Genomic DNA, 18970 nt, shown 5'->3' with positions numbered 1-18970 from the left:
GCCGCGGGCCGTCAGGCCAGCGCGGCGCGGATGTCGCGGATCATCAGGGCCGGGCGGTCACGGACGTCGGCCGTGGTGAACCGCAGGATGCGGCGCACCTCCGGGCAGGCCGCGAGGGCGTTGAACCGTATGACGTCCCGCTGGTGCTGCGCCCTGCTGCCGTGCCAGGCGTACCCCTCGGTCTCCACGACCAGGCCCTGCCGCCGGAAGAGGAAGTCGGGATAGACGCGCCGGCCCGTGGCCGGGACCACCAGCACGGCCTGCGTCTCGGGATGGAGCCCCGCGTCGTGCATCCGCAGGCGGGCGAGGGTCTCGGCGGGTGAGCCCGCCCTGGGGTCGGCCAGCGCCAGCCACCAGGCGGCGCCCCGGGCGCCACGCAGCGCCGGGGCGCTCGTCAGGGCACGGCCGATCGCGTCGAGCGTGGTCAGCGGGGGTCTTCGCGCGCCCCGCGCACCCGGCGCCGCGACATGCCGCCAGGCGAGGGCCGAGTCGACCGCCAGCAGCGCCTCGTCCCGGGGCCCGGCCCGCAGCAGGTCCGCCATGGTCCGCGCGACGGTGGTCGCCCGCAGGCCCCCGACGGCCGTCACCTCGCCGGGCTCCAGCGGCAGCCGGTGCAGCCTCACGCCCTTCACCGCCGCCCGGGCGGCGCAGACGAACTCGGGCCGGGCCGGCGGCCCGCCCTCCACGCCGTGCAGCGCGGCGGCCGACCAGTGGCTCACCACGAACTCCGGCCGCAGCAGCTGATGCGCCCACAGCAGCTCCCCCGGCCCCGCCTCGCGGCCCGGCGCGAGCCAGGCGCCGCCGCGGATCCTCGCCCATCCGTCCGATGCCAGGAAGCGGCCGAGCCGCCCCCGCGTCCAGCCCCCGGCCAGCGCCTGGGCCGTGAGCACCACCCCGCCCTGGGCATCGGCCAGGGCCCGCAGAGAAGTCGTGTCCCCCGTCATGCCCCGAGTGTCCCGGTCACCCACCGTCACCCGCCAGGCCTGTGGATAACTCTCTGTGGATGACTCTGTGTGGATGACTCTGTGTGGACAAGCCGCCGTGGACAAGTCGCAGCGCGGACACGTCGCCAGGGAAAAACGAAGGGGCCGGAAGAGCCTCTGGCTCTCCCGGCCCCTTCCGGGTCCTCGGCGTCAGCGTTCCCGCTGGTCCCGTCGTGGACGCCACACGACCAGCGCGCCGGCCTGCTGGACGTCCTGGTACGGCACCAGGTCGCGGCGGTACGAGGCGTGGACCTGGGCCTCGCGCTGCTGCATGGCGGCCGCCGCGCCGTCGACGACGGCCTGGAGCTCGGCGACGCGCGCGGCGAGCGCGGCCACCTGGTTCTCCAGCTCGATGATGCGCTTGATGCCGGCCAGGTTGATGCCCTCGTCCTGGCTCAGCTGCTGGACCTGCCGCAGCAGCTCGATGTCGCGCGCGGAATAGCGTCGGCCCCGCCCGGCCGTACGGTCGGGGGAGACCAGGCCGAGACGGTCGTACTGCCGCAGGGTCTGCGGATGCAGCCCCGAGAGCTGAGCGGCGACCGAGATCACGTAGACCGGCGACTCGTCGGTCAGCTCATAGGGGTTTCGTCGGCGGCCGACACCTTCCATGGGTTCACGCTCCCTTCGAAGCCTCGAACAACTCCGCTCGCGGATCCTCGCCCGCGGTGGCCTCGCGGTAGGACTCCAGGGCTTCCCTGGCCTTGTCGTCGAGGTCCGTGGGCACGGCGACCTCGACGGTGACCAGGAGGTCGCCGCGGGTGCCGTCCTTGCGCACCGCGCCCTTGCCACGGGCGCGCATCGTGCGGCCGTTGGGCGTACCCGCGGGCAGCTTCAGGGTGACCGGGGGGCCGCCGAGCGTAGGGACCTTGACCTCGCCGCCCAGCGCCGCCTCCACGAAGGTGACGGGCACGGTGACGGTGAGGTTGTCGTCCTTGCGCCCGAAGACCGGGTGGGTGCCGACGTGGACGACGACGTAGAGGTCGCCGTTCGGGCCGCCGCGCTCGCCCGGAGCGCCCTTGCCCCGCAGCCGGATCCGCTGGCCGTCGGACACGCCGGCGGGGATGCGGACCTGCATCGTGCGGGAGGACTTGGCGCGCCCGCTGCCGTGGCAGACGTCGCAGGGGTTCTCGGGGGTCAGCCCGCGGCCCTTGCAGTCCGGGCAGGGGTCGGTCAGCGAGAAGCCGCCGCCCGAGCCGCGCGACACCTGGCCGGTGCCGACACAGGTCGGGCAGACCCTGGGCGTGCCGTTCTTGTCACCGGTGCCGGAGCAGGCCTTGCACGCCGCGGCGGAGGACATCCGCAGCGGGACCGTGGCCCCCTCCACCGCCTCGGTGAAGTTGAGCGTCACCTCGGACTCGATGTCCTGGCCGCGACGCGGCTGGCTGCGGGTGCTCGTACCGCCCCGGTTGAAGAGGCCGCCGAACACGTCGCCCAGCCCGCCGCCGAAGCCGCCGGCACCGCCCGCACCGCCGCCGCCCTGGGCGCCCCCGAAGAGGTCGCCCAGGTCGAAGTTGAACGAGCCGCCGCCGCCCGGCCCGGCGCGGAAGCCGCCGTTGGCGAACAGGGCGCGCGCCTCGTCGTACTCCTTGCGGCGCTTGGCGTCGGCGAGGACGTCGTTCGCCTCGGAGATCTCCTTGAAGCGCTCCTCGGCCGAGGAGTCACCCTTGTTGGCGTCCGGGTGGTACTCGCGGGCGAGCTTCCGGTACGCCTTCTTGATCTCCGATTCGGTGGCGTCCTTGGGGACGCCGAGGACCTTGTAGAGGTCCTTCTCCAGCAAGTCCCTGCTCAGGCTCATCCCCGACGTCCCTCCTTCCCGTCACCCAGGGCGTCAGCCCTCTTCCGGGCCACCGTTCTCCTCGTCCGACGCCTCGTCGCCCTTGGGGCCGGCGCCCGGCTGCGGCTCGGCGACCGCGACCCGCGCGGGGCGGATCGTGCGCTCGCCGATCCGGTACCCCGGCTGCAGGATCTGCACGCAGGTGGTCTCGGTGACGTCGGGCGCGTAGCTGTGCATCAGGGCCTCGTGCACCAGCGGGTCGAAGGGCTCGCCCTCCTTGCCGAACTGCTGCAGGCCCATCTTGGACACGACCGTCTCCAGCGACTCGGCGACGGACTTGAAGCCGCCGACGAGCTCGCCGTGGTCACGGGCGCGACCGATGTCGTCGAGCGTGGGCAGGAGCTCGGACAGGAGGTTCGCGACGGCGATCTCCTTGACCGTGACGCGGTCCCGCTCCACACGGCGACGGTAGTTCTGGTACTCGGCCTGGAGCCGCTGGAGGTCCGCGGTGCGCTCGGTGAGCGCGGCCTGGGCCTGGTCCAGCTGTGCCTGGAGGCCTACCTCGACGAGCTCTTCGCCGGGCGCGGCCGGGCCGGCCGGACCCGCCTTGTCGGCGGATCCGGCGGCCTTCGCCGCGTCATCGGGGGTCGTGGCGTCGGAGGGGCCTTCAGGCTTCTCGTTCTCGTTGAAGCCCGGGGTCTCCTCCGTCACGCCGACGCACCGCCCTTCGGCTTCTCGTCGTCCACGATCTCGGCGTCGACGACGTCGTCCTCGGCCTTGGCCTGGCCGGCACCGGCGTCGGCACCGCCCGCGGCCTGACCGGCCTGGGCGTCGGCGTACATGGCCTGACCGAGCTTCTGGCTGACCGCGGCGACCTTCTCGGTCGCCGTGCGGATCTCGGCCGCGTCCTCGCCCTTGAGCTTCTCCTTCAGCTCGGCGACCGCGGTCTCGACCTCGGTCTTCACCTCGGCCGGGACCTTGTCCTCGTTGTCCTTGAGGAACTTCTCGGTCTGGTAGACGAGCTGCTCGCCCTGGTTGCGGGTCTCGGCGGCCTCGCGGCGGCGGTGGTCCTCCTCCGCGTACTGCTCGGCCTCCTGGCGCATGCGGTCGACCTCGTCCTTGGCGAGCGAGGAGCCGCCGGTGACGGTCATCTTCTGCTCCTTGCCCGTGCCCAGGTCCTTCGCGGTCACGTGCATGATGCCGTTGGCGTCGATGTCGAAGGAGACCTCGATCTGCGGGACGCCACGCGGGGCCGGCGGCAGGCCGGTCAGCTCGAACATGCCGAGCTTCTTGTTGTACGCCGCGATCTCGCGCTCGCCCTGGTAGACCTGGATCTGCACGGACGGCTGGTTGTCCTCGGCCGTCGTGAAGATCTCGGAGCGCTTGGTCGGGATCGTGGTGTTGCGCTCGATCAGCTTGGTCATGATGCCGCCCTTGGTCTCGATGCCGAGGGACAGCGGGGTCACGTCGAGGAGCAGGACGTCCTTGACCTCACCCTTGAGGACACCGGCCTGGAGCGAGGCGCCGATGGCGACGACCTCGTCCGGGTTCACACCCTTGTTGGCCTCCTTGCCGCCGGTCAGCTCCTTGACGAGCTCGGCGACGGCGGGCATACGGGTGGAACCGCCGACCAGGACCACGTGGTCGATCTCGGACAGGCTGATGCCGGCGTCCTTGATGACGTTGTGGAACGGGGTCTTGCAGCGGTCGAGCAGGTCCGCGGTCAGCTGCTGGAACTGCGCGCGGGTGAGCTTCTCGTCCAGGTGCAGCGGGCCCTCGGCGGACGCCGTGATGTAGGGCAGGTTGATCGAGGTCTCGGTGGACGAGGACAGCTCGATCTTCGCCTTCTCGGCGGCCTCGCGCAGACGCTGCAGCGCCATCTTGTCCTTGGACAGGTCGACGCCGTGGCCGTTGGCGAACTGCTTGACCAGGTAGTCGACGACGCGCTGGTCCCAGTCGTCACCACCGAGGTGGTTGTCGCCGTTGGTGGCCTTGACCTCGACGACGCCGTCGCCGATCTCGAGCAGCGAGACGTCGAAGGTGCCGCCACCGAGGTCGAAGACCAGAATGGTCTGGTCGTCCTTGTCGAGGCCGTAGGCCAGGGCGGCCGCGGTGGGCTCGTTGACGATGCGCAGGACGTTCAGACCCGCGATCTCACCGGCCTCCTTGGTGGCCTGACGCTCGGAGTCGTTGAAGTACGCCGGGACGGTGATGACCGCGTCGACGACCTTCTCGCCCAGGTAGGCCTCGGCGTCCCGCTTGAGCTTCTGCAGGATGAAGGCGCTCATCTGCTGCGGGTTGAAGTCCTTGCCATCGATGTTGATCTTCCAGTCAGTGCCCATGTGGCGCTTGACCGAGCGGATCGTCCGATCGACGTTGGTGACGGCCTGGCGCTTGGCGACCTCGCCGACCAGCACCTCACCGTTCTTCGCGAAGGCGACGACGGACGGCGTGGTCCTGGCGCCCTCGGCGTTGGTGATGACGGTGGGCTCACCGCCCTCGAGAACACTGACGACGGAGTTCGTCGTACCCAGGTCGATGCCGACCGCACGTGCCATGTCGATTCCTCCAGCTGACTTGAGTGGAACAGACTCAAGGGTGCAACAGCCCCCGCAAACCTGTCAACAGACCTGAGTCGGGCCCACTCAACTTTTATGTAGGTCTTACTGGCAGTCGTGATCGCACAGCAGGGAGCGAGGAGGGGAGCAAGGCTTGCCTTGGCGACACAGATCACCGGCGGTGCGGGTATATCGCGCACGCGGGAGTGAGTAGTCTCGTACGGACTGGATAAGTTACCGATTAGTAATCCCGCTCTCGCAGGTTCGAGGAGCCCTTCCCATGCAACTCGCCGCGATCATTGTGTCGCTGGTCCTTATCGCGGTCGGCGTCGCGCTGTTCGGCCGTGCCCTCCTGCAGATCTACCGCTTCGTACGGCTGGGTCAGCCCGTACCGGCCGGCACCCGCACCGACGACCCCACGCAGCGGACCGTCACCGTCGCCAAGGAGTTCCTCGGCCACACGCGGATGAACCGCTGGGGCGTGGTCGGCGTGGCGCACTGGTTCGTGGCGGTGGGTTTCTTCTCCCTGCTGCTGACGATCGTCAACGCCATCGGTCAGCTCTTCCAGGCCGACTGGCTCCTGCCGATCATCGGTGAGTGGGCGCCGTACAACGTCTTCGTCGAGTTCCTCGGCACGATGACCGCGCTCGGCATCCTGACCCTCATCGTCATCCGGCAGCTGAACCGGCCGGACAAGCCGGGCCGCAAGTCCCGCTTCGCCGGCTCCAACACCGGCCAGGCGTACTTCGTCGAGGCCGTCATCCTCATCGTCGGCGTCTGCATCTTCATGCTGCACGCGCTCGAGGGCGCCCAGCACCATGTGGACGGCTACGAGGCCTCGTTCTTCGTCTCGTACCCGGTGGTCTCGTGGCTGGAGGGGATGGACGTCTCCACGCTCCAGAACCTCACCTACTTCTTCGCGGGCCTGAAGATCGCGACCTCCTTCATCTGGATGATCACGGTCTCGCTCAAGACGGACATGGGTGTCGCCTGGCACCGCTTCCTGGCCTTCCCCAACATCTGGTTCAAGCGCGAGGCCGACGGCGACGTCGCTCTCGGCGCGCTGCAGCCGATGGTCAGCGCCGGCAAGCCGATCGACTTCGAGGACCCGGGCGAGGACGACGTCTTCGGCGTCTCCAAGGTCGAGGAGTTCTCCTGGAAGGGCATCCTCGACTTCTCCACCTGCACCGAGTGCGGACGCTGCCAGTCGCAGTGCCCGGCCTGGAACACCGGCAAGCCGCTGTCGCCGAAGCTGCTCATCATGGCGCTGCGCGACCACGCGCACGCCAAGGCCCCCTACCTGCTCGCCGGCGGCGGCAAGGACGCGGAGGGCAACGAGAAGGCGACCGAGGAGCAGCTGAAGGACGTCCCGGCGGCGGCCCTGGCCGAGGCCGAGCGCCCCCTGATCGGCACGCTCGAGGAGAACGGCGTCATCGACCCCGACGTGCTGTGGTCCTGCACCACGTGCGGCGCGTGCGTCGAGCAGTGCCCGGTCGACATCGAGCACGTCGACCACATCGTCGACATGCGCCGCTACCAGGTGATGATCGAGAGCTCCTTCCCGTCCGAGGCGGGCACGATGCTCAAGAACCTGGAGAAGAAGGGCAACCCCTGGGGCCTGGCGAAGAAGCAGCGCCTGCAGTGGACCAAGGAGGTCGACTTCGAGGTCCCGGTCGTCGGCAAGGACATCGAGGACCTCACCGAGGTCGACTACCTCTACTGGGTCGGCTGCGCCGGCGCCCTGGAGGACCGCGCCAAGAAGACCACCAAGGCCTTCGCCGAGCTGCTCCACATGGCGGGCGTGAAGTTCGCCATCATGGGCGGCGAGGAGAACTGCACCGGTGACTCCCCGCGCCGCCTGGGCAACGAGTTCCTGTTCCAGCAGCTCGGCCAGCAGAACGTCGAGATGCTGAACATGGCCTTCGGCGAGGACGCGGAGGAGGGCGTCAAGGTCGAGAAGGCGAAGAAGAAGATCGTCGCGACCTGCCCCCACTGCTTCAACACCATCGCCAACGAGTACCCGCAGCTCGGCGGCGAGTACGAGGTCATCCACCACACCCAGCTGCTGCAGCACCTCATCGACGAGGGCAAGCTGGTCCCCGTCACCCCGGTCGAGGGTCTGATCACCTACCACGACCCCTGCTACCTGGGCCGCCACAACAAGGTCTACACCCCGCCGCGCGAGATCATCGCCAAGGTGCCGGGCCTGCGCAACGAGGAGATGCACCGTCACAAGGAGCGCGGCTTCTGCTGTGGCGCCGGCGGTGCGCGCATGTGGATGGAGGAGCGCATCGGCAAGCGCATCAACAACGAGCGCGTCGACGAGGCCCTGTCCCTCAACCCGGACATCGTCTCCACCGCCTGCCCCTTCTGCCTCGTCATGCTGACCGACTCGGTCAACGGCAAGAAGAACGACGGCAAGGCCAAGGAGTCCATCCAGGTCGTCGACGTCGCCCAGCTGCTGCTGGAGTCGGTGAAGACCCCGGCCGCCCCGGAGGGCGACGGCGAAACGGCGGACACGCCGGAGCCTGAGCCGGTGAAGTAGCCGGTGAAGTAGGCGTCCCGCACGCGTGCGTACGGCCGGTCCCCGCGATCTCTCGCGGGGACCGGCCGTCGTCGTAGGGGCGTGGGACGATGAAGGCGTACGCGCTCGTAGCTCGCACCCAGGAGCCCTGTCATGGACTACGCCCGCATGCGTGCCGTCGCCGAAGAACTTGCCGCGCTGCCGAATGCGGGGAAGGTCGAGATTTCCGACGGCACGATCGTCATGATGATGAGCCCGTCGGGCACTCATGAACTCGCGGCCTGGAGGCTGCGCCGTCAGCTGGACCGCCAGGTGGCAGACGATCTCGCAGCGCATACGGGCGGGGACGTGGAGGATCCTTCGCTCGGAATCCTGCGCCGTCCGGACCTCATCGTCATCCCGATCGACGTGATGGACACGCCAGGAGCCTTCCATCCCCAGGACCTCAAGCTGGCGGCTGAGGTCGTCTCCCCGTCCAACCATGCCAACGACTACGCGCAGAAGACGCGCGACTACCCCCGCATGGGCATCCCTCTGTACCTGCTCGTCGACCCGCGCAAGGGATCCATCGCGGTCATGTCCGACCCGGGCATCGGTTCGGACGGGCAGCACTGCTACCGAGCCCGCCACGACTACGTCTTCGGCGACAAGGTCTCCGTCGGTCCTTGGACGATCGACAGTTCCGAGTTCCCCCGCTACCACCCGTGACCCCCAACACACTTGATCTCAAGTGAGCTTGAGGTTCTATCGTCGTTCGCATGACCACGACGAAGCCGGAAATCCCGAACCCCGACACGGCCAACCTCGCCGGCCAGCCCATCGGCTACTGGAGCTGGGTCGCCAACAAGGCCGTGATCCGGCACATCCGCGCGGCCATGGCCCAGGTGGACATCACCCAGCCGCAGTGGTGGATCCTCAACCGCGTCGAAGCCGCCACGGACGGGCTGACGCGCGAGGAGCTGCACGGGCTGCTGACCACGTTCCTCGACGAGGGGCGCGATTCGATCGACCTGGCGCTCGACTCCCTCGTCGCCCGCTCCTGGGTGACGGGCCCGGACGACGCCGGCCGCTTCCTGCTGACCGACGCCGGCCGGGCGGCCAAGAAGCGGACCAAGGAGGTCGTCGTGCGGGTGCGCGGGGAGATCCACGACGGCGTCAGCGACGAGGAGTACGCGACCGTGGTCAGGGTGCTGCAGCGGATGGTCGAGAACACCGGGGGCATCGAGGCGCTCTCTTCCTGAACGCGCGCTGAGCACGCGCTGACCGCGCCCTGACCACGCCCTGACCGCGCGCCTCTTGGCCGCGATCGCGCCTCCAAACGTACTTTCGGCCGCACCGGTCCCGGACCTTTCCCCTAAGGGATGTCACAGGTCGGCCGCAATGCCGGGCTTGTTGCCCCGGGCCCGGCTCCCGGACGCTCCGGGACCGGGTACGTTCAAAGCGTGGCTGGATTCAGGATGGGACGCGGACGGGACTCGCACGACCCCGGACCCGCGCGGCAAGGACAGCAGGCTCCCTACGGCGGCCAGGGCGCGCCGGGGCAGCCCGGCATACCCGGTTACGGCGGCGGCGGCCAGCAGCAGTGGCAGCAGCAGCCCGGCGGGTACGACGAGCCGGAGTACTTCGGCAACGGCGGGCACCAGGCGCCGCCGCAGTCCGGGTACGGGCAGCAGTACGGCGGGCCGGCGGCCCACGACCCGTACTACGGCCGGACCCCCGACGACGCGGGCCGCACGCAGCAGTTCAGCCTCGGCGAGGCGCCGGACGCGTACGGCGGGTACGGCGGCGACGCCCCGTACGGCGACGCCGGGGTGCCCGCCCCGCCCCCCGGGCCGCGGCTGCACTGGAAGGACCTGCTGAGCGGCATCGTGCTGCGCCCGCAGGCGACGTTCTGGCAGATGCGCGACCACGCCATGTGGGGCCCGGCGCTGATCGTCACGTTCGTCTACGGCCTGCTCGCCGTCTTCGGCTTCGACAAGGCCCGCCAGGACGTCCTGAACGCCTCGCTCGCCAACAGCCTGCCGGCGGTGCTGATCACCGGCGTCGTGGTGGTGATCGCCGGGCTGATCCTGGGCGCGGTCACCCACACCCTCGCCCGGCAGCTCGGCGGCGACGGCCTCTGGCAGCCGACGGTCGGCCTGTCGATGCTGATCATGTCGATCTCGGACGCGCCCCGGCTGCTCTTCGCGATGTTCCTGGGCGGCGACAGCACGCTCGTACAGGTGCTGGGCTGGGCCACCTGGGTGGCCGGCGGCGCGCTGCTGACCTCGATGGTCGCCAAGTCGCACGACCTGCCCTGGCCGCGGGCGCTGGGCGCCTCGGCGATCCAGCTGGTCGCGCTGCTGTCGCTGATGAAGCTGGGCACGCTGTAGCCGTAGCCGTACGGCAGCCACGGGGAAGGGCCCGTCGCGATCTCGTCTCCGAGATCACGACGGGCCCTTCCCCGTCGGCGTTCAGCGCGCTCAGGCGTCGAGGATCTGGCCCTCGCGGCGCACCACCGGCGGCTCGACGGACCACGGGAAGTTGATCCACTCGTCCGTCTTCTTCCAGACGTACTCGCACTTCACGAGGGAGTGGCTCTTCTCGTAGATGACCGCGCTGCGCACCTCGGCGACGTGGTCGAGGCAGAAGTCGTGCACGAGCTTGAGCGTCTTGCCGGTGTCGGCGACGTCGTCGGCGATCAGGACCTTCTTGTTGGAGAAGTCGATCGCGTTCGGGACGGGGGAGAGCATGACCGGCATCTCCAGCGTCGTACCGACGCCCGTGTAGAACTCGACGTTCACCAGGTGGATGTTCTTGCAGTCCAGCGCGTAGGCGAGGCCGCCCGCGACGAAGACGCCGCCGCGCGCGATGGACAGGATGATGTCCGGCTCGTAGCCGTCGTCCGCGATGGTCTGCGCCAGCTCACGGACGGCCTGCCCGAAGATCGGGTAGGTCAGGTTCTCGCGGATATCGCTCACTGTTGCTCTTCGCCTTGTTCCCTGGTCGCTCAGACCTGCGTGCGGTGGAAATTCTGGAAGGACCGCGAGGGCGTCGGCCCGCGCTGGCCCTGGTACCGGGAACCGTGCTTCGCGGACCCGTAGGGATGTTCGACGGGCGACGTCAGCCGGAACATGCACAGCTGCCCGATCTTCATCCCGGGCCACAGCTTGATCGGCAGCGTGGCCATGTTCGACAGCTCCAGCGTCACGTGCCCGGAGAAGCCCGGGTCGATGAAGCCGGCCGTGGAGTGCGTCAGCAGGCCGAGCCGGCCGAGGCTGGACTTGCCCTCCAGGCGCGAGGCGACGTCGTCCGGGAGCGTGATCACCTCGTAGGTGGAGGCCAGCACGAACTCGCCGGGGTGCAGGATGAACGCCTCGTCGCCCTCCGGCACCACCTCGCGCGTGAGGTCCGCCTGCTCGACCGCGGGGTCGATGTGCGGGTACCGGTGGTTCTCGAACACCCGGAAGTAGCGGTCGAGCCGCACATCGATGCTCGACGGCTGCACCATCGATTCGTCGAACGGGTCGATCCGCACTCGGCCGGCGTCGATCTCGGCCCGGATGTCCTTGTCTGAGAGAAGCACGCCTCGAGGATACGCAAAGAAGACGGACAACCTGACAACGCGGGCCCGGGCCGCCCCGGCCCGGGCCCGCGCCCGATCACCTCTTCTCGCTCCCCACCGGCACGGACCGGCGCAGTCGCGCGCAGCGTGGGCAGCGCAGGAGCCGCCCGGGGCCGATCCGGCCGGTACCGAGGTTCTGCATCGGGAACGAAGCGGTGCTGAACACGTGCCCTTCGGCACAACGAACGACGGTGCGCTCCATCGAGCTCCCTTTCCCCATGGCGTTACTGAATGCGCGCCTCCGGCACGACATGAAAGACAAAAGCCACATTAGGGGATCTATCCAGCCGACCTTAAGGCGGCACCCCGTCGCCCCCCGCGCCTCTTGCCGTGCCCCACGGTACGCCCCAACTCCCGCGCCCCACGCCCTCATCCCCACCCCCGCCACACCCCCCACACACGACGAGAAGGCCACCACGGCAAGTGCGCCGGGGGCCTTCGATGGGGTACAGTGTGCGACGATGCGACGCCCCGATGGGCGCCTCGCGCGGGCGTAGTTTAATGGTAGAACATGAGCTTCCCAAGCTCAGAGCGCGAGTTCGATTCTCGTCGCCCGCTCTTCATGAAGAACCCCCAGGTCACCGACCTGGGGGTTCTTTGCTGCGCCCAGCGGTCCGGCTGCTCCCCCCGCCCTTCCCCTTACTCTTGGGCCGCCCATACGAACGACGAACGGTGACGGGACGGAGCGTGCGGTGACCTCGGGGGAAGCGAACGGCGAAGAACTGGCGGGCAAGCTGCTCGGAGGGCGTTACCGGGTCACGTCGACGATCGGGCGCGGCGGCATGGGAGTGGTCGCCCGGGCGGTCGACGAACTGCTGAACCGCGAGGTCGCCGTCAAGCTCCTGCGCGCCTTCACCGACGCCTCCGCACCCGAACTGGCCGACCTGCGGGCCCGGATGCAGCGGGAGGCGCAGGCCGCCGCCCGCATCCGGCACGGCGGCGTGGTCACCGTGCACGACGTGACCGAGGAGCAGGGCCTGCCGGTCATCGTGATGGAGCTCGTCGACGGGCCCTCGCTCGACGACGTGCTGGCGGAGCGCGGCACGCTGGAGCCCCACGAGGCCGCGGCCATCGGCGCCAAGCTGATGGACGCGCTCGACGCCGCGCACCGCGTCGGCGTACTGCACCGCGACGTCAAGCCGGCGAACGTGCTCCTGGAGCGCGGCGGCAGGGTGGTGCTGACCGACTTCGGCATCGCCACCATGGACGCCGACGACGACGCCGTGACCAAGCTGACCCAGAGCGGCCAGATCATCGGCTCCATCGACTACCTGCCGCCGGAGCGGGCGCAGGGCAAGGAGCCCGGGCCCGCGTCCGACATCTGGTCGCTCGGCATGACGCTGTACGCGGCCGTGGAGGGCGCCGCACCGTTCCGCCGCACGTCCGTGTGGTCCACGATGACGGCCATCGTCAACGAGCCGCTGCCGGAGCCCCGCCGGGCCGGGCCGCTCACGCCCGTACTGCGGGCACTGATGGCGAAGGAGCCGGAGAGCCGGCCGACCGCCGACCAGGCGCGCGAGATGCTGGAGCGGGTGGCCGCGGGCGGGACGACGCACCCCGCGCCGCCCATACCCACGCCCACTCCGGCCCCCGCGCCCACTCCGGGCCCCGCGCCCATGCCCGTACCGGCGCCCATGCCCGCGCCCGCGCCGGCCGTCGCCCCGCCGCCGCCCGGGTTCGGCCCGGCGGCGCCGTTCCCCCCGCCGTCCCCCCGGCCTCCGCACACCGGCTACCCGCCGCCCGGGCCGCCGCACGCGCTCGGGCAGGCCGGAGGACCGGTCGCGGGCCACGTTCCCGGCGCCGGGAGCTCCACGGCCGACCGGGGACGGCGCCGCAGTCGCACCCTCATCGCGGCGGGCGTCGCCGCCGTCCTGCTCGCCGGGGGCGGCGTCACGTACGCCCTGACCGGCAAGGGCGGCGGGGCCCAGGCGGCGCCCGGGAGCGCCTCCCCGGCGGCCGGCGGCGGCCCGGGCGGGGGCGGAACATCCGCCGCTCCGAACCCCTCGTCGTCCACGCACCCCCCGGCGAAGCCGTCCGGCGCGGCCTCGCGCCCGGCCTCTCCCACGGCCAAGGCCGGCACGCCGACGGCCAAGCCCAGTTCGGTGTCGAAGAGCTGCGGCGGCTGGACCCACAAGGACCCCAAGCCCGGCTCGTACGGCTACCTGTCCGGCGACTATCACGTGGTGACGGGGCCGTACCAGACATGCCCCTCCGTGTCCCGGGCCAAGAGCGGCACGAAGCTCTTGTACCAGTGCTCCGTCGTCAACGCCTATGGCAACAAATGGATTTACGTCCGTGTGGACGGCACGAGCACCTCGGGCTGGATGTCCGGCGACAATCTGACCCGCCAGAGCGGCCAGCCTCCTCGCTGTTGATGGACGCTCCTGACCGGCCGGCCGACCGGATGGGCGCAATCCAGGACGGAGTCTGAGCTTCCGCAGTAGCGTGCTCTGGCGGAACACGGGCCACAGGAGGGCACGATGGGCTCTGGAGCAGCTTCGGCCGGCGAGCACTTCTTGACGGAAGGGACCAGGGTGCGCGACGTGGTCCGTGATGTCGTGGCCCGGGTCGCGCCCGAGGAACTGCCTCTGGTGGAGGCACTGGCCCGGTTCGACGACGCCACGGTCGTGCGACGGCTGGGCCGGCGGGGCGGACGGCGTGAGCCCCTGGGGTTCGGGCTGGGAGAGATCGCGGCGATGGCGGCTCCCGTGGTGTGGCTGGTGGTGGACGAGACGGCACGCCAGATCGCGGCCGCCGTCGCGACCAGCGCCACCACCGGGACGAGGACCGTCATACGCAGACTCCTGCGCCGGCCGGACGCGCCCGTCACCGTCCCCGAGCTGACCCGGGAGCAGCTCGCCGAGATCCACCGGCGCGTGGTCGAGTCGGCCGTACAGCGGGGGCTGGGCGACGAACGCGCCGCGACGATCGCCGACGCGGTGGTGGCCAGACTCGCGCTGGCCGGGCCCGGCGAGGAGGCCCAGGGGCCTCCGGGCCCCGAGAGCGCGGCGGGAAGCGGAACTCCGGCCCAGGGCTAGCACGGGATGACCACGACGCTGCCCCGGACACGGGTCGTCGACGAGCGGTCGATGGGCGCGGGCACCACGGTGCGTTTCGCGCTGCTGGTGGTCCTGCTGCTGGTGAGCTGCGGCTATGTGATGGGAGGCATCACCCGGGCGTTCTCCCACCCGGCCGGCTTCGGCCGCATGGGCTGTCTCCTCGCCTCCGGGGGAGACCCCTTCCACGGCACCGCCCTGGACAGCCTGCTCAGCGCGTCCAGCCAGAGCAAGGCCTACGACGCCTGCAGGGCTCGCTACGAACCGCAGCTGCCCTGGTGGGTGAGCCTCGCCTGGCCGGCCCTGCTGCTGGCCGTGGCCTGTCTGCTGTTCTGGGGCCTGCCCGCCTGGAAGGCGCGGCGCGGCCGGGTCGTGCCGCTGGCGGCGATCGACCACGACGGCGCGATCGGCCGTCTGCTGGAGGAGTTCGCGGCGGTGGCGGGGCTGGCCCGCGTACCGCGTGTCGTCGTCGATCCGGCGGCGGCCTCGACCGGCGCCGTGGTGTTCGGCAGCAACCGCCGCCCGACCGTGTGCCTGCACGGTGGCCTGCTCGCCCGCCGGCGCACCGCCCCGGAGGGCTTCCGGGCGGTGCTGCTGCACGAGATGGCCCACATCCGCCATGGCGACGTGACCGTCACCTACGTCACCGTCGCGGTGTGGCGGGCGTTCGTCGTCGTGGTGCTCGTGCCCGCCGTGGCGTACTTCGTCCGGTCCGCCGTGCGGATGTCGCCCATGCTCCGCCCCGCCGAGCTCCCGGCCCTGACCCGTGGCGTCGCGCTCATGGCGTTCATGGTCGTGCTGGTCCACCTGGCGCGCGCGGACGTGCTGCGCCACCGGGAGATCTACGCGGACCGCGCCGCCATGCGCTGGGGCGCGGACCCCCGTGGCTGGGCCGTCGCGACGCCCCCGCCGCCGCGGGGCGCGGCGCGGCGGGCGCTCGCGGCCTTCGCCGAGCTCTGGCGCACGCACCCGCGGTGGGACCTGCGCCGGGACTCCCTCACCGACTCGGCGGCGCTGTTCGGCATACGGGCGCTGCCGCTGTTCCTCACCGGAGCCGCCGCCACACTGATCAACTACCAGGCCCAGAGCGCGACATCCCGGTGGAACGGCCTGTGGGCGGAGCATGTGAGGGTGCTCCTCTCGGCCGGTCTGATCACCGCGGTGGTCGGGATCGCCCTGTGGCGGAGCGTGGCCCACGCCGTGCTCACCGCCCGCCGCGTGCCCTCCGGCGTGCGCGCGGGGCTGTGGCTGGGGGCCGGGATGGCCGTCGGCGAACTGGTCGTGGACGACGTCACCCTCTTCCGCTGGCTGCCCGCCCGGCCCGAGGTGCTCGCCCTGGTGGTGCTCGCCGGAGGGGTGATCGTCTGGTGGACCACGCAGTGCGCCCACCTGTGGGTCCGGGTGTGGCGGGGGCGGACGATCCGCCCGGCGATGCTGCTCGGCCTGGCCGCCATGTGCCTGGTGCTGTCGGCGTGGTTCGCGTGGTGGCAGCGCAGCGGCACGTTCTTCGCCATGGGAACGCCCCTCGACCTCACCAGGCTGTACGAGGCCTCGGCACTGGAGTCCATCCCCGAGGCGTACCGGACCACACCCGTCGCGGCCATGGTGAACCTGGGCCAGGTGGCCGGCGGCCCCCTCACCCTCCCGGCGGTCGCGGCCCTGTGGATCGTCCCGCTGCTCGCCTGGGTGATCCGCCCCGCCGCCACCACGCCCGCCTGGGTACGCGGCGCCGTGCAGGGCGGCGACGAGGAGGCGCCGGACCGGCCGGAGGACGCGGTGCCGTCGCTGCGCGGGGTACTGCTCGCCGGCGTCCTCGGCGGCGCCTCGGGCTGGTCCGCCCTCGTCGCCGTGATGGCCGTCCTGCACACCCGGCAGCCGGCGCCCGGGCAGCTGACGCGGCACTTCGCGGTCGGCTACTACGCGTGGGCGCTGGTGGCCCTGGGCGCGGCGGCGGCCACGGCCGCCCTCGTCGCGAGCGCGCGGGCGCGCCGCTTCCGGCTGCTCACGGCGCTCATCGCGGCCCAGGCCGCGACGGCGGTGGCCTTCGCCGGGACGTTCGTCCTCGCCTCCTCCGACGGATGCGTCCAGCCGCTGAACACGCTCGTACGGACCTGCGGCTGGCGACCCGACATGTCCTGGCCGGTCTTCCACTACCTCCTGGGCCCGGCCCTCCTGCTCGGCGCGCTCACCGCCGTCGTCGCGGCCATGGCGGTGGCGGCCGTGGCGGCGGTACGGAGCGCACGGTGGCCGTCGGCGTGGAGCGCGGCCCCCGCGCGGCCGCCCGGTGGGCGGGGGCGCGGGACCGCCGCCCGCCGCGTCTGGGTGGGTGCGTTGTGCGCCGCCGCGCTGGGCGTCACCGCGACGGCGATGGCGGACACGCCGCGGCAGACCTCACGGCCGGGCACGACCTCGCTCGCACGAACGCCGGACGTGCCCGTGTCCGACCGGACCCGGCAGATCCAGGTGATCATCTGGTACGCCTACGGCGGAGAGGACCTGGTCGGCCGCTTCATGACCACCTCCCGCGCGTTCACGGCGCTTCTCGTCCAGGGGAAGGGCACGATCGAGGAATCCCGGGTCCGCCCCTACTGCGCCTCGTTCCTCCGGATCTCACGGGACGCCGGGGACTACTTCCGGGTGCCCGATCCGCAGGCCCAGTCGCACTGGAAGAGGTTCACCACCCAGCTGGAGGGCGTCGGCCACACCTGCGAACAGGCCACGGCCCGGTCGGACGGCGAGCTCCTCATGGCCTCGGTGCGGCAACTCGTCGGGGCGGCCGCCTCCGCCGGCGCGACGACCGCGCGCATGGACGCGGTGACGAGCAAACTGCCGCTGCCGGGGCCGAGGTCACCGCGCTGAGGCGCCCGGTCCCCCGCGCGAGCCGGTCCCGGCTCGCTCGACAGGGGGATTCCGGGTTCCCTCCGCGCAGCGATGTGCCGGGGTGGCGCCGGCTGAGAGCGTTGACGGGACGCAAACGACTCACGTAACGCACGTGGCTCAAGTCGGCGGCCCTGAAAGGCACATCGTGAAACCGAGACCCGCGCCGCGCTCCGGCGACCTCGTCCCACCGGCAGCGAAGGCCGGTGCGGTCGTATGGATCGTCGCCATCGCGCAGTTCTTCGTCGTCCAGCTCGTCGTGGAGGCCGGCTGGCGCACGCCCTACAGCTGGGCGGCCAACAACATCAGCGACCTGGGCAACATCCACTGCGGGACCTGGGACGCGTCCCGGCCCCGGTACGTCTGCTCACCCTGGCACGACGCCATGAACGCCTCGTTCGTGCTGCACGGCGTCCTGCTGCTCGCCGGCACCCTGCTGGCCGGCGCCTGCTGGGGACGCGGCGGGGCGGCGGTGACCGCCCGAATACTCATGGCCGTCAACGCCGGGGGCTGGGTCCTGGTCGGCCTGGTGCCCGCGGACGCCGACGAGAACGTCCACGTGCTGGGGGCGCTGCTCATCATGGGCCTGGGGAACCTCGGGCTCCTCTGCACGGGGCTCGTCCCCGGCCGGTCCCTGTTCGGCAGGCTGCGCGGCGTCTCGCTCGCCCTGGCCGCCGTCGCGGTGGCCGCGGCGGGGATGTTCTTCGCCCAGGCCGACCCGGGGACCGGGCTGGGCGGCCTGGAACGCGTCGCCGCCTTCGCGGTGGACGCGTGGGCCCTGGTCATGGCGGTCGCGATGCTCCGTGCCGCTCGCGGGGCGGACGCCGTGACGCCCGGGGCCGTCAGAAGTCGGTGACGGGGCCCAGCCGGCCGGCGACGGGAGCGGTGACACAGGTGAACCCCAGACGGCTCAGCGCCCGGGTGAGCTCGAGCGCCGTGAAGTCCCGCCGGTCCAGGCCGGTGATCACCTGGCCGACCTGCTTGACGGGATAGGTGCGGTCGTCGATGACGGCGCAGGGGCCGGTGGCGTCCTCGGGCTCGACGCCGGACATCAGCGTCTGCACCTCACTCTTGATGAAGTCGAAGGGAAAACGAGCGATCACGCATCGCATGGTGCCTCATCAGGATGGGAGGAAGAGTCGGCGTCACGGGAAATTCCCCGCTACAGGCCGTGCAGGAAATCACACGAACGGGTCGAATTAAAATATCGAGCGCATTCGGCCGTCGCGACGTCCCGACACGCGTACGCCGAGGAATTTCTGTACAAACAGCAAACGCCGGGGACCGCACCCAAGATGCGGGCCCCGGCGTTGCAACGCCTGAAGGGATCAGGCGGGGACGATGTTCTCCGCCTGCGGGCCCTTCTGGCCCTGCGTGACGTCGAAGCTCACCTTCTGGCCCTCCTGCAGCTCACGGAAGCCCTGGGTGGCGATGTTCGAGTAGTGGGCGAACACGTCGGCGCCGCCGCCGTCCTGCTCGATGAAGCCGAAGCCCTTTTCCGCGTTGAACCACTTCACGGTACCGGTGGCCATGTTTTTCTCCTTCGGGGAAATGCCTTGGACTCACACCTCGTGAGCCTCGCGTCGCCGCGATC

The 18970-nt window shown here is 71.0% G+C and carries 17 protein-coding genes and 1 tRNA gene; 9 read left to right on the top strand and 9 right to left on the bottom strand.

Annotation, left to right across the window (positions count from 1 at the left end):
* Positions 1 to 11: 11 nt before the first annotated feature.
* The 5 genes from AB4K12_RS15910 to dnaK form a co-directional block, all read right to left on the bottom strand.
* Positions 12 to 944 carry a hypothetical protein gene (locus AB4K12_RS15910; protein ID WP_368434813.1) on the bottom strand — a complete coding sequence of 311 codons (933 nt, stop codon included), beginning with the start codon at positions 942 to 944 and terminating at the stop codon, positions 12 to 14.
* Between the two features lie 189 nt (positions 945 to 1133).
* Positions 1134 to 1592: a heat shock protein transcriptional repressor HspR gene (locus AB4K12_RS15905; RefSeq protein ID WP_086573372.1), complete on the bottom strand. Its 459-nt coding sequence runs from the start codon at positions 1590 to 1592 to the stop codon at positions 1134 to 1136.
* A gap of 4 nt (positions 1593 to 1596) precedes the next feature.
* A complete protein-coding gene (dnaJ, locus tag AB4K12_RS15900; RefSeq protein WP_368434812.1) occupies positions 1597 to 2778 on the bottom strand; it encodes a molecular chaperone DnaJ in 1182 nt (393 codons plus the stop codon).
* Positions 2779 to 2811: 33 nt separating this feature from the next.
* Positions 2812 to 3468, bottom strand: a complete 657-nt coding sequence (gene grpE, locus AB4K12_RS15895) for a nucleotide exchange factor GrpE (protein WP_362256339.1) — start codon at positions 3466 to 3468, stop codon at positions 2812 to 2814.
* Complete coding sequence (dnaK, locus tag AB4K12_RS15890; protein ID WP_368434811.1) at positions 3465 to 5315, bottom strand: molecular chaperone DnaK; 1851 nt, start codon at positions 5313 to 5315, stop codon at positions 3465 to 3467. Before dnaK ends, grpE begins: the two co-directional genes overlap by 4 nt.
* A 280-nt stretch (positions 5316 to 5595) precedes the next feature.
* Here dnaK and AB4K12_RS15885 point away from each other — a divergent pair, with 280 nt between their 5' ends.
* The 4 genes from AB4K12_RS15885 to AB4K12_RS15870 all read left to right on the top strand — a co-directional run bounded on the left by AB4K12_RS15885 (position 5596) and on the right by AB4K12_RS15870 (position 10211).
* Positions 5596 to 7860, top strand: a complete 2265-nt coding sequence (locus AB4K12_RS15885; RefSeq protein WP_362256333.1) for a (Fe-S)-binding protein — start codon at positions 5596 to 5598, stop codon at positions 7858 to 7860.
* A 132-nt stretch (positions 7861 to 7992) separates the two neighbouring features.
* Complete coding sequence (locus AB4K12_RS15880; protein WP_368434810.1) at positions 7993 to 8547, top strand: Uma2 family endonuclease; 555 nt, start codon at positions 7993 to 7995, stop codon at positions 8545 to 8547.
* A gap of 50 nt (positions 8548 to 8597) precedes the next feature.
* Positions 8598 to 9080 carry a MarR family winged helix-turn-helix transcriptional regulator gene (locus AB4K12_RS15875; RefSeq protein WP_368434809.1) on the top strand — a complete coding sequence of 161 codons (483 nt, stop codon included), beginning with the start codon at positions 8598 to 8600 and terminating at the stop codon, positions 9078 to 9080.
* Between the two features lie 120 nt (positions 9081 to 9200).
* Positions 9201 to 10211, top strand: coding sequence for a Yip1 family protein (locus AB4K12_RS15870; protein ID WP_368434808.1), 1011 nt, complete (start codon positions 9201 to 9203; stop codon positions 10209 to 10211).
* Positions 10212 to 10301: 90 nt separating this feature from the next.
* Here the strand turns inward: AB4K12_RS15870 and AB4K12_RS15865 are convergent, their stop codons facing one another.
* Together AB4K12_RS15865 and dcd are read right to left on the bottom strand one after the other, a co-directional pair.
* On the bottom strand, positions 10302 to 10799 hold the full coding sequence (locus AB4K12_RS15865) for a phosphoribosyltransferase (protein WP_086573381.1): 498 nt from the start codon (positions 10797 to 10799) through the stop codon (positions 10302 to 10304).
* A gap of 29 nt (positions 10800 to 10828) precedes the next feature.
* Positions 10829 to 11404, bottom strand: a complete 576-nt coding sequence (gene dcd, locus AB4K12_RS15860; RefSeq protein ID WP_071962992.1) for a dCTP deaminase — start codon at positions 11402 to 11404, stop codon at positions 10829 to 10831.
* A gap of 526 nt (positions 11405 to 11930) precedes the next feature.
* Here dcd and AB4K12_RS15855 point away from each other — a divergent pair.
* The 5 genes from AB4K12_RS15855 (at position 11931) to AB4K12_RS15835 (ending at position 18232) form a co-directional block, all read left to right on the top strand.
* Positions 11931 to 12001 (top strand) — tRNA-Gly (locus AB4K12_RS15855).
* A gap of 134 nt (positions 12002 to 12135) precedes the next feature.
* Positions 12136 to 13818, top strand: coding sequence for a serine/threonine-protein kinase (locus AB4K12_RS15850; RefSeq protein WP_368434807.1), 1683 nt, complete (start codon positions 12136 to 12138; stop codon positions 13816 to 13818).
* Positions 13819 to 13923: 105 nt separating this feature from the next.
* A complete protein-coding gene (locus tag AB4K12_RS15845; protein WP_368434806.1) occupies positions 13924 to 14481 on the top strand; it encodes a hypothetical protein in 558 nt (185 codons plus the stop codon).
* Between the two features lie 6 nt (positions 14482 to 14487).
* Positions 14488 to 17358, top strand: coding sequence for a M48 family metalloprotease (locus tag AB4K12_RS15840; RefSeq protein WP_368434805.1), 2871 nt, complete (start codon positions 14488 to 14490; stop codon positions 17356 to 17358).
* A 166-nt stretch (positions 17359 to 17524) separates the two neighbouring features.
* Entirely contained in the window at positions 17525 to 18232 is a 708-nt protein-coding gene (locus AB4K12_RS15835) for a DUF998 domain-containing protein (protein WP_368434804.1), read from the top strand.
* Here the strand turns inward: AB4K12_RS15835 and AB4K12_RS15830 are convergent.
* Entirely contained in the window at positions 18219 to 18488 is a 270-nt protein-coding gene (locus AB4K12_RS15830) for an SCO5918 family protein (RefSeq protein WP_362256311.1), read from the bottom strand. The two genes, AB4K12_RS15835 and AB4K12_RS15830, sit on opposite strands and share 14 nt — an antisense overlap.
* A 216-nt stretch (positions 18489 to 18704) precedes the next feature.
* Positions 18705 to 18908, bottom strand: coding sequence for a cold-shock protein (locus AB4K12_RS15825; RefSeq protein WP_037915390.1), 204 nt, complete (start codon positions 18906 to 18908; stop codon positions 18705 to 18707).
* Between the last annotated feature and the right edge of the window lie 62 nt (positions 18909 to 18970).

Source organism: Streptomyces sp. C36, assembly GCF_040932295.1.
Classification (GTDB): Bacteria; Actinomycetota; Actinomycetes; order Streptomycetales; family Streptomycetaceae; genus Streptomyces; species Streptomyces triculaminicus.
Note: the sequence above shows the minus strand (reverse complement) of the source record. Positions and strands in the feature narration are given on the sequence as shown.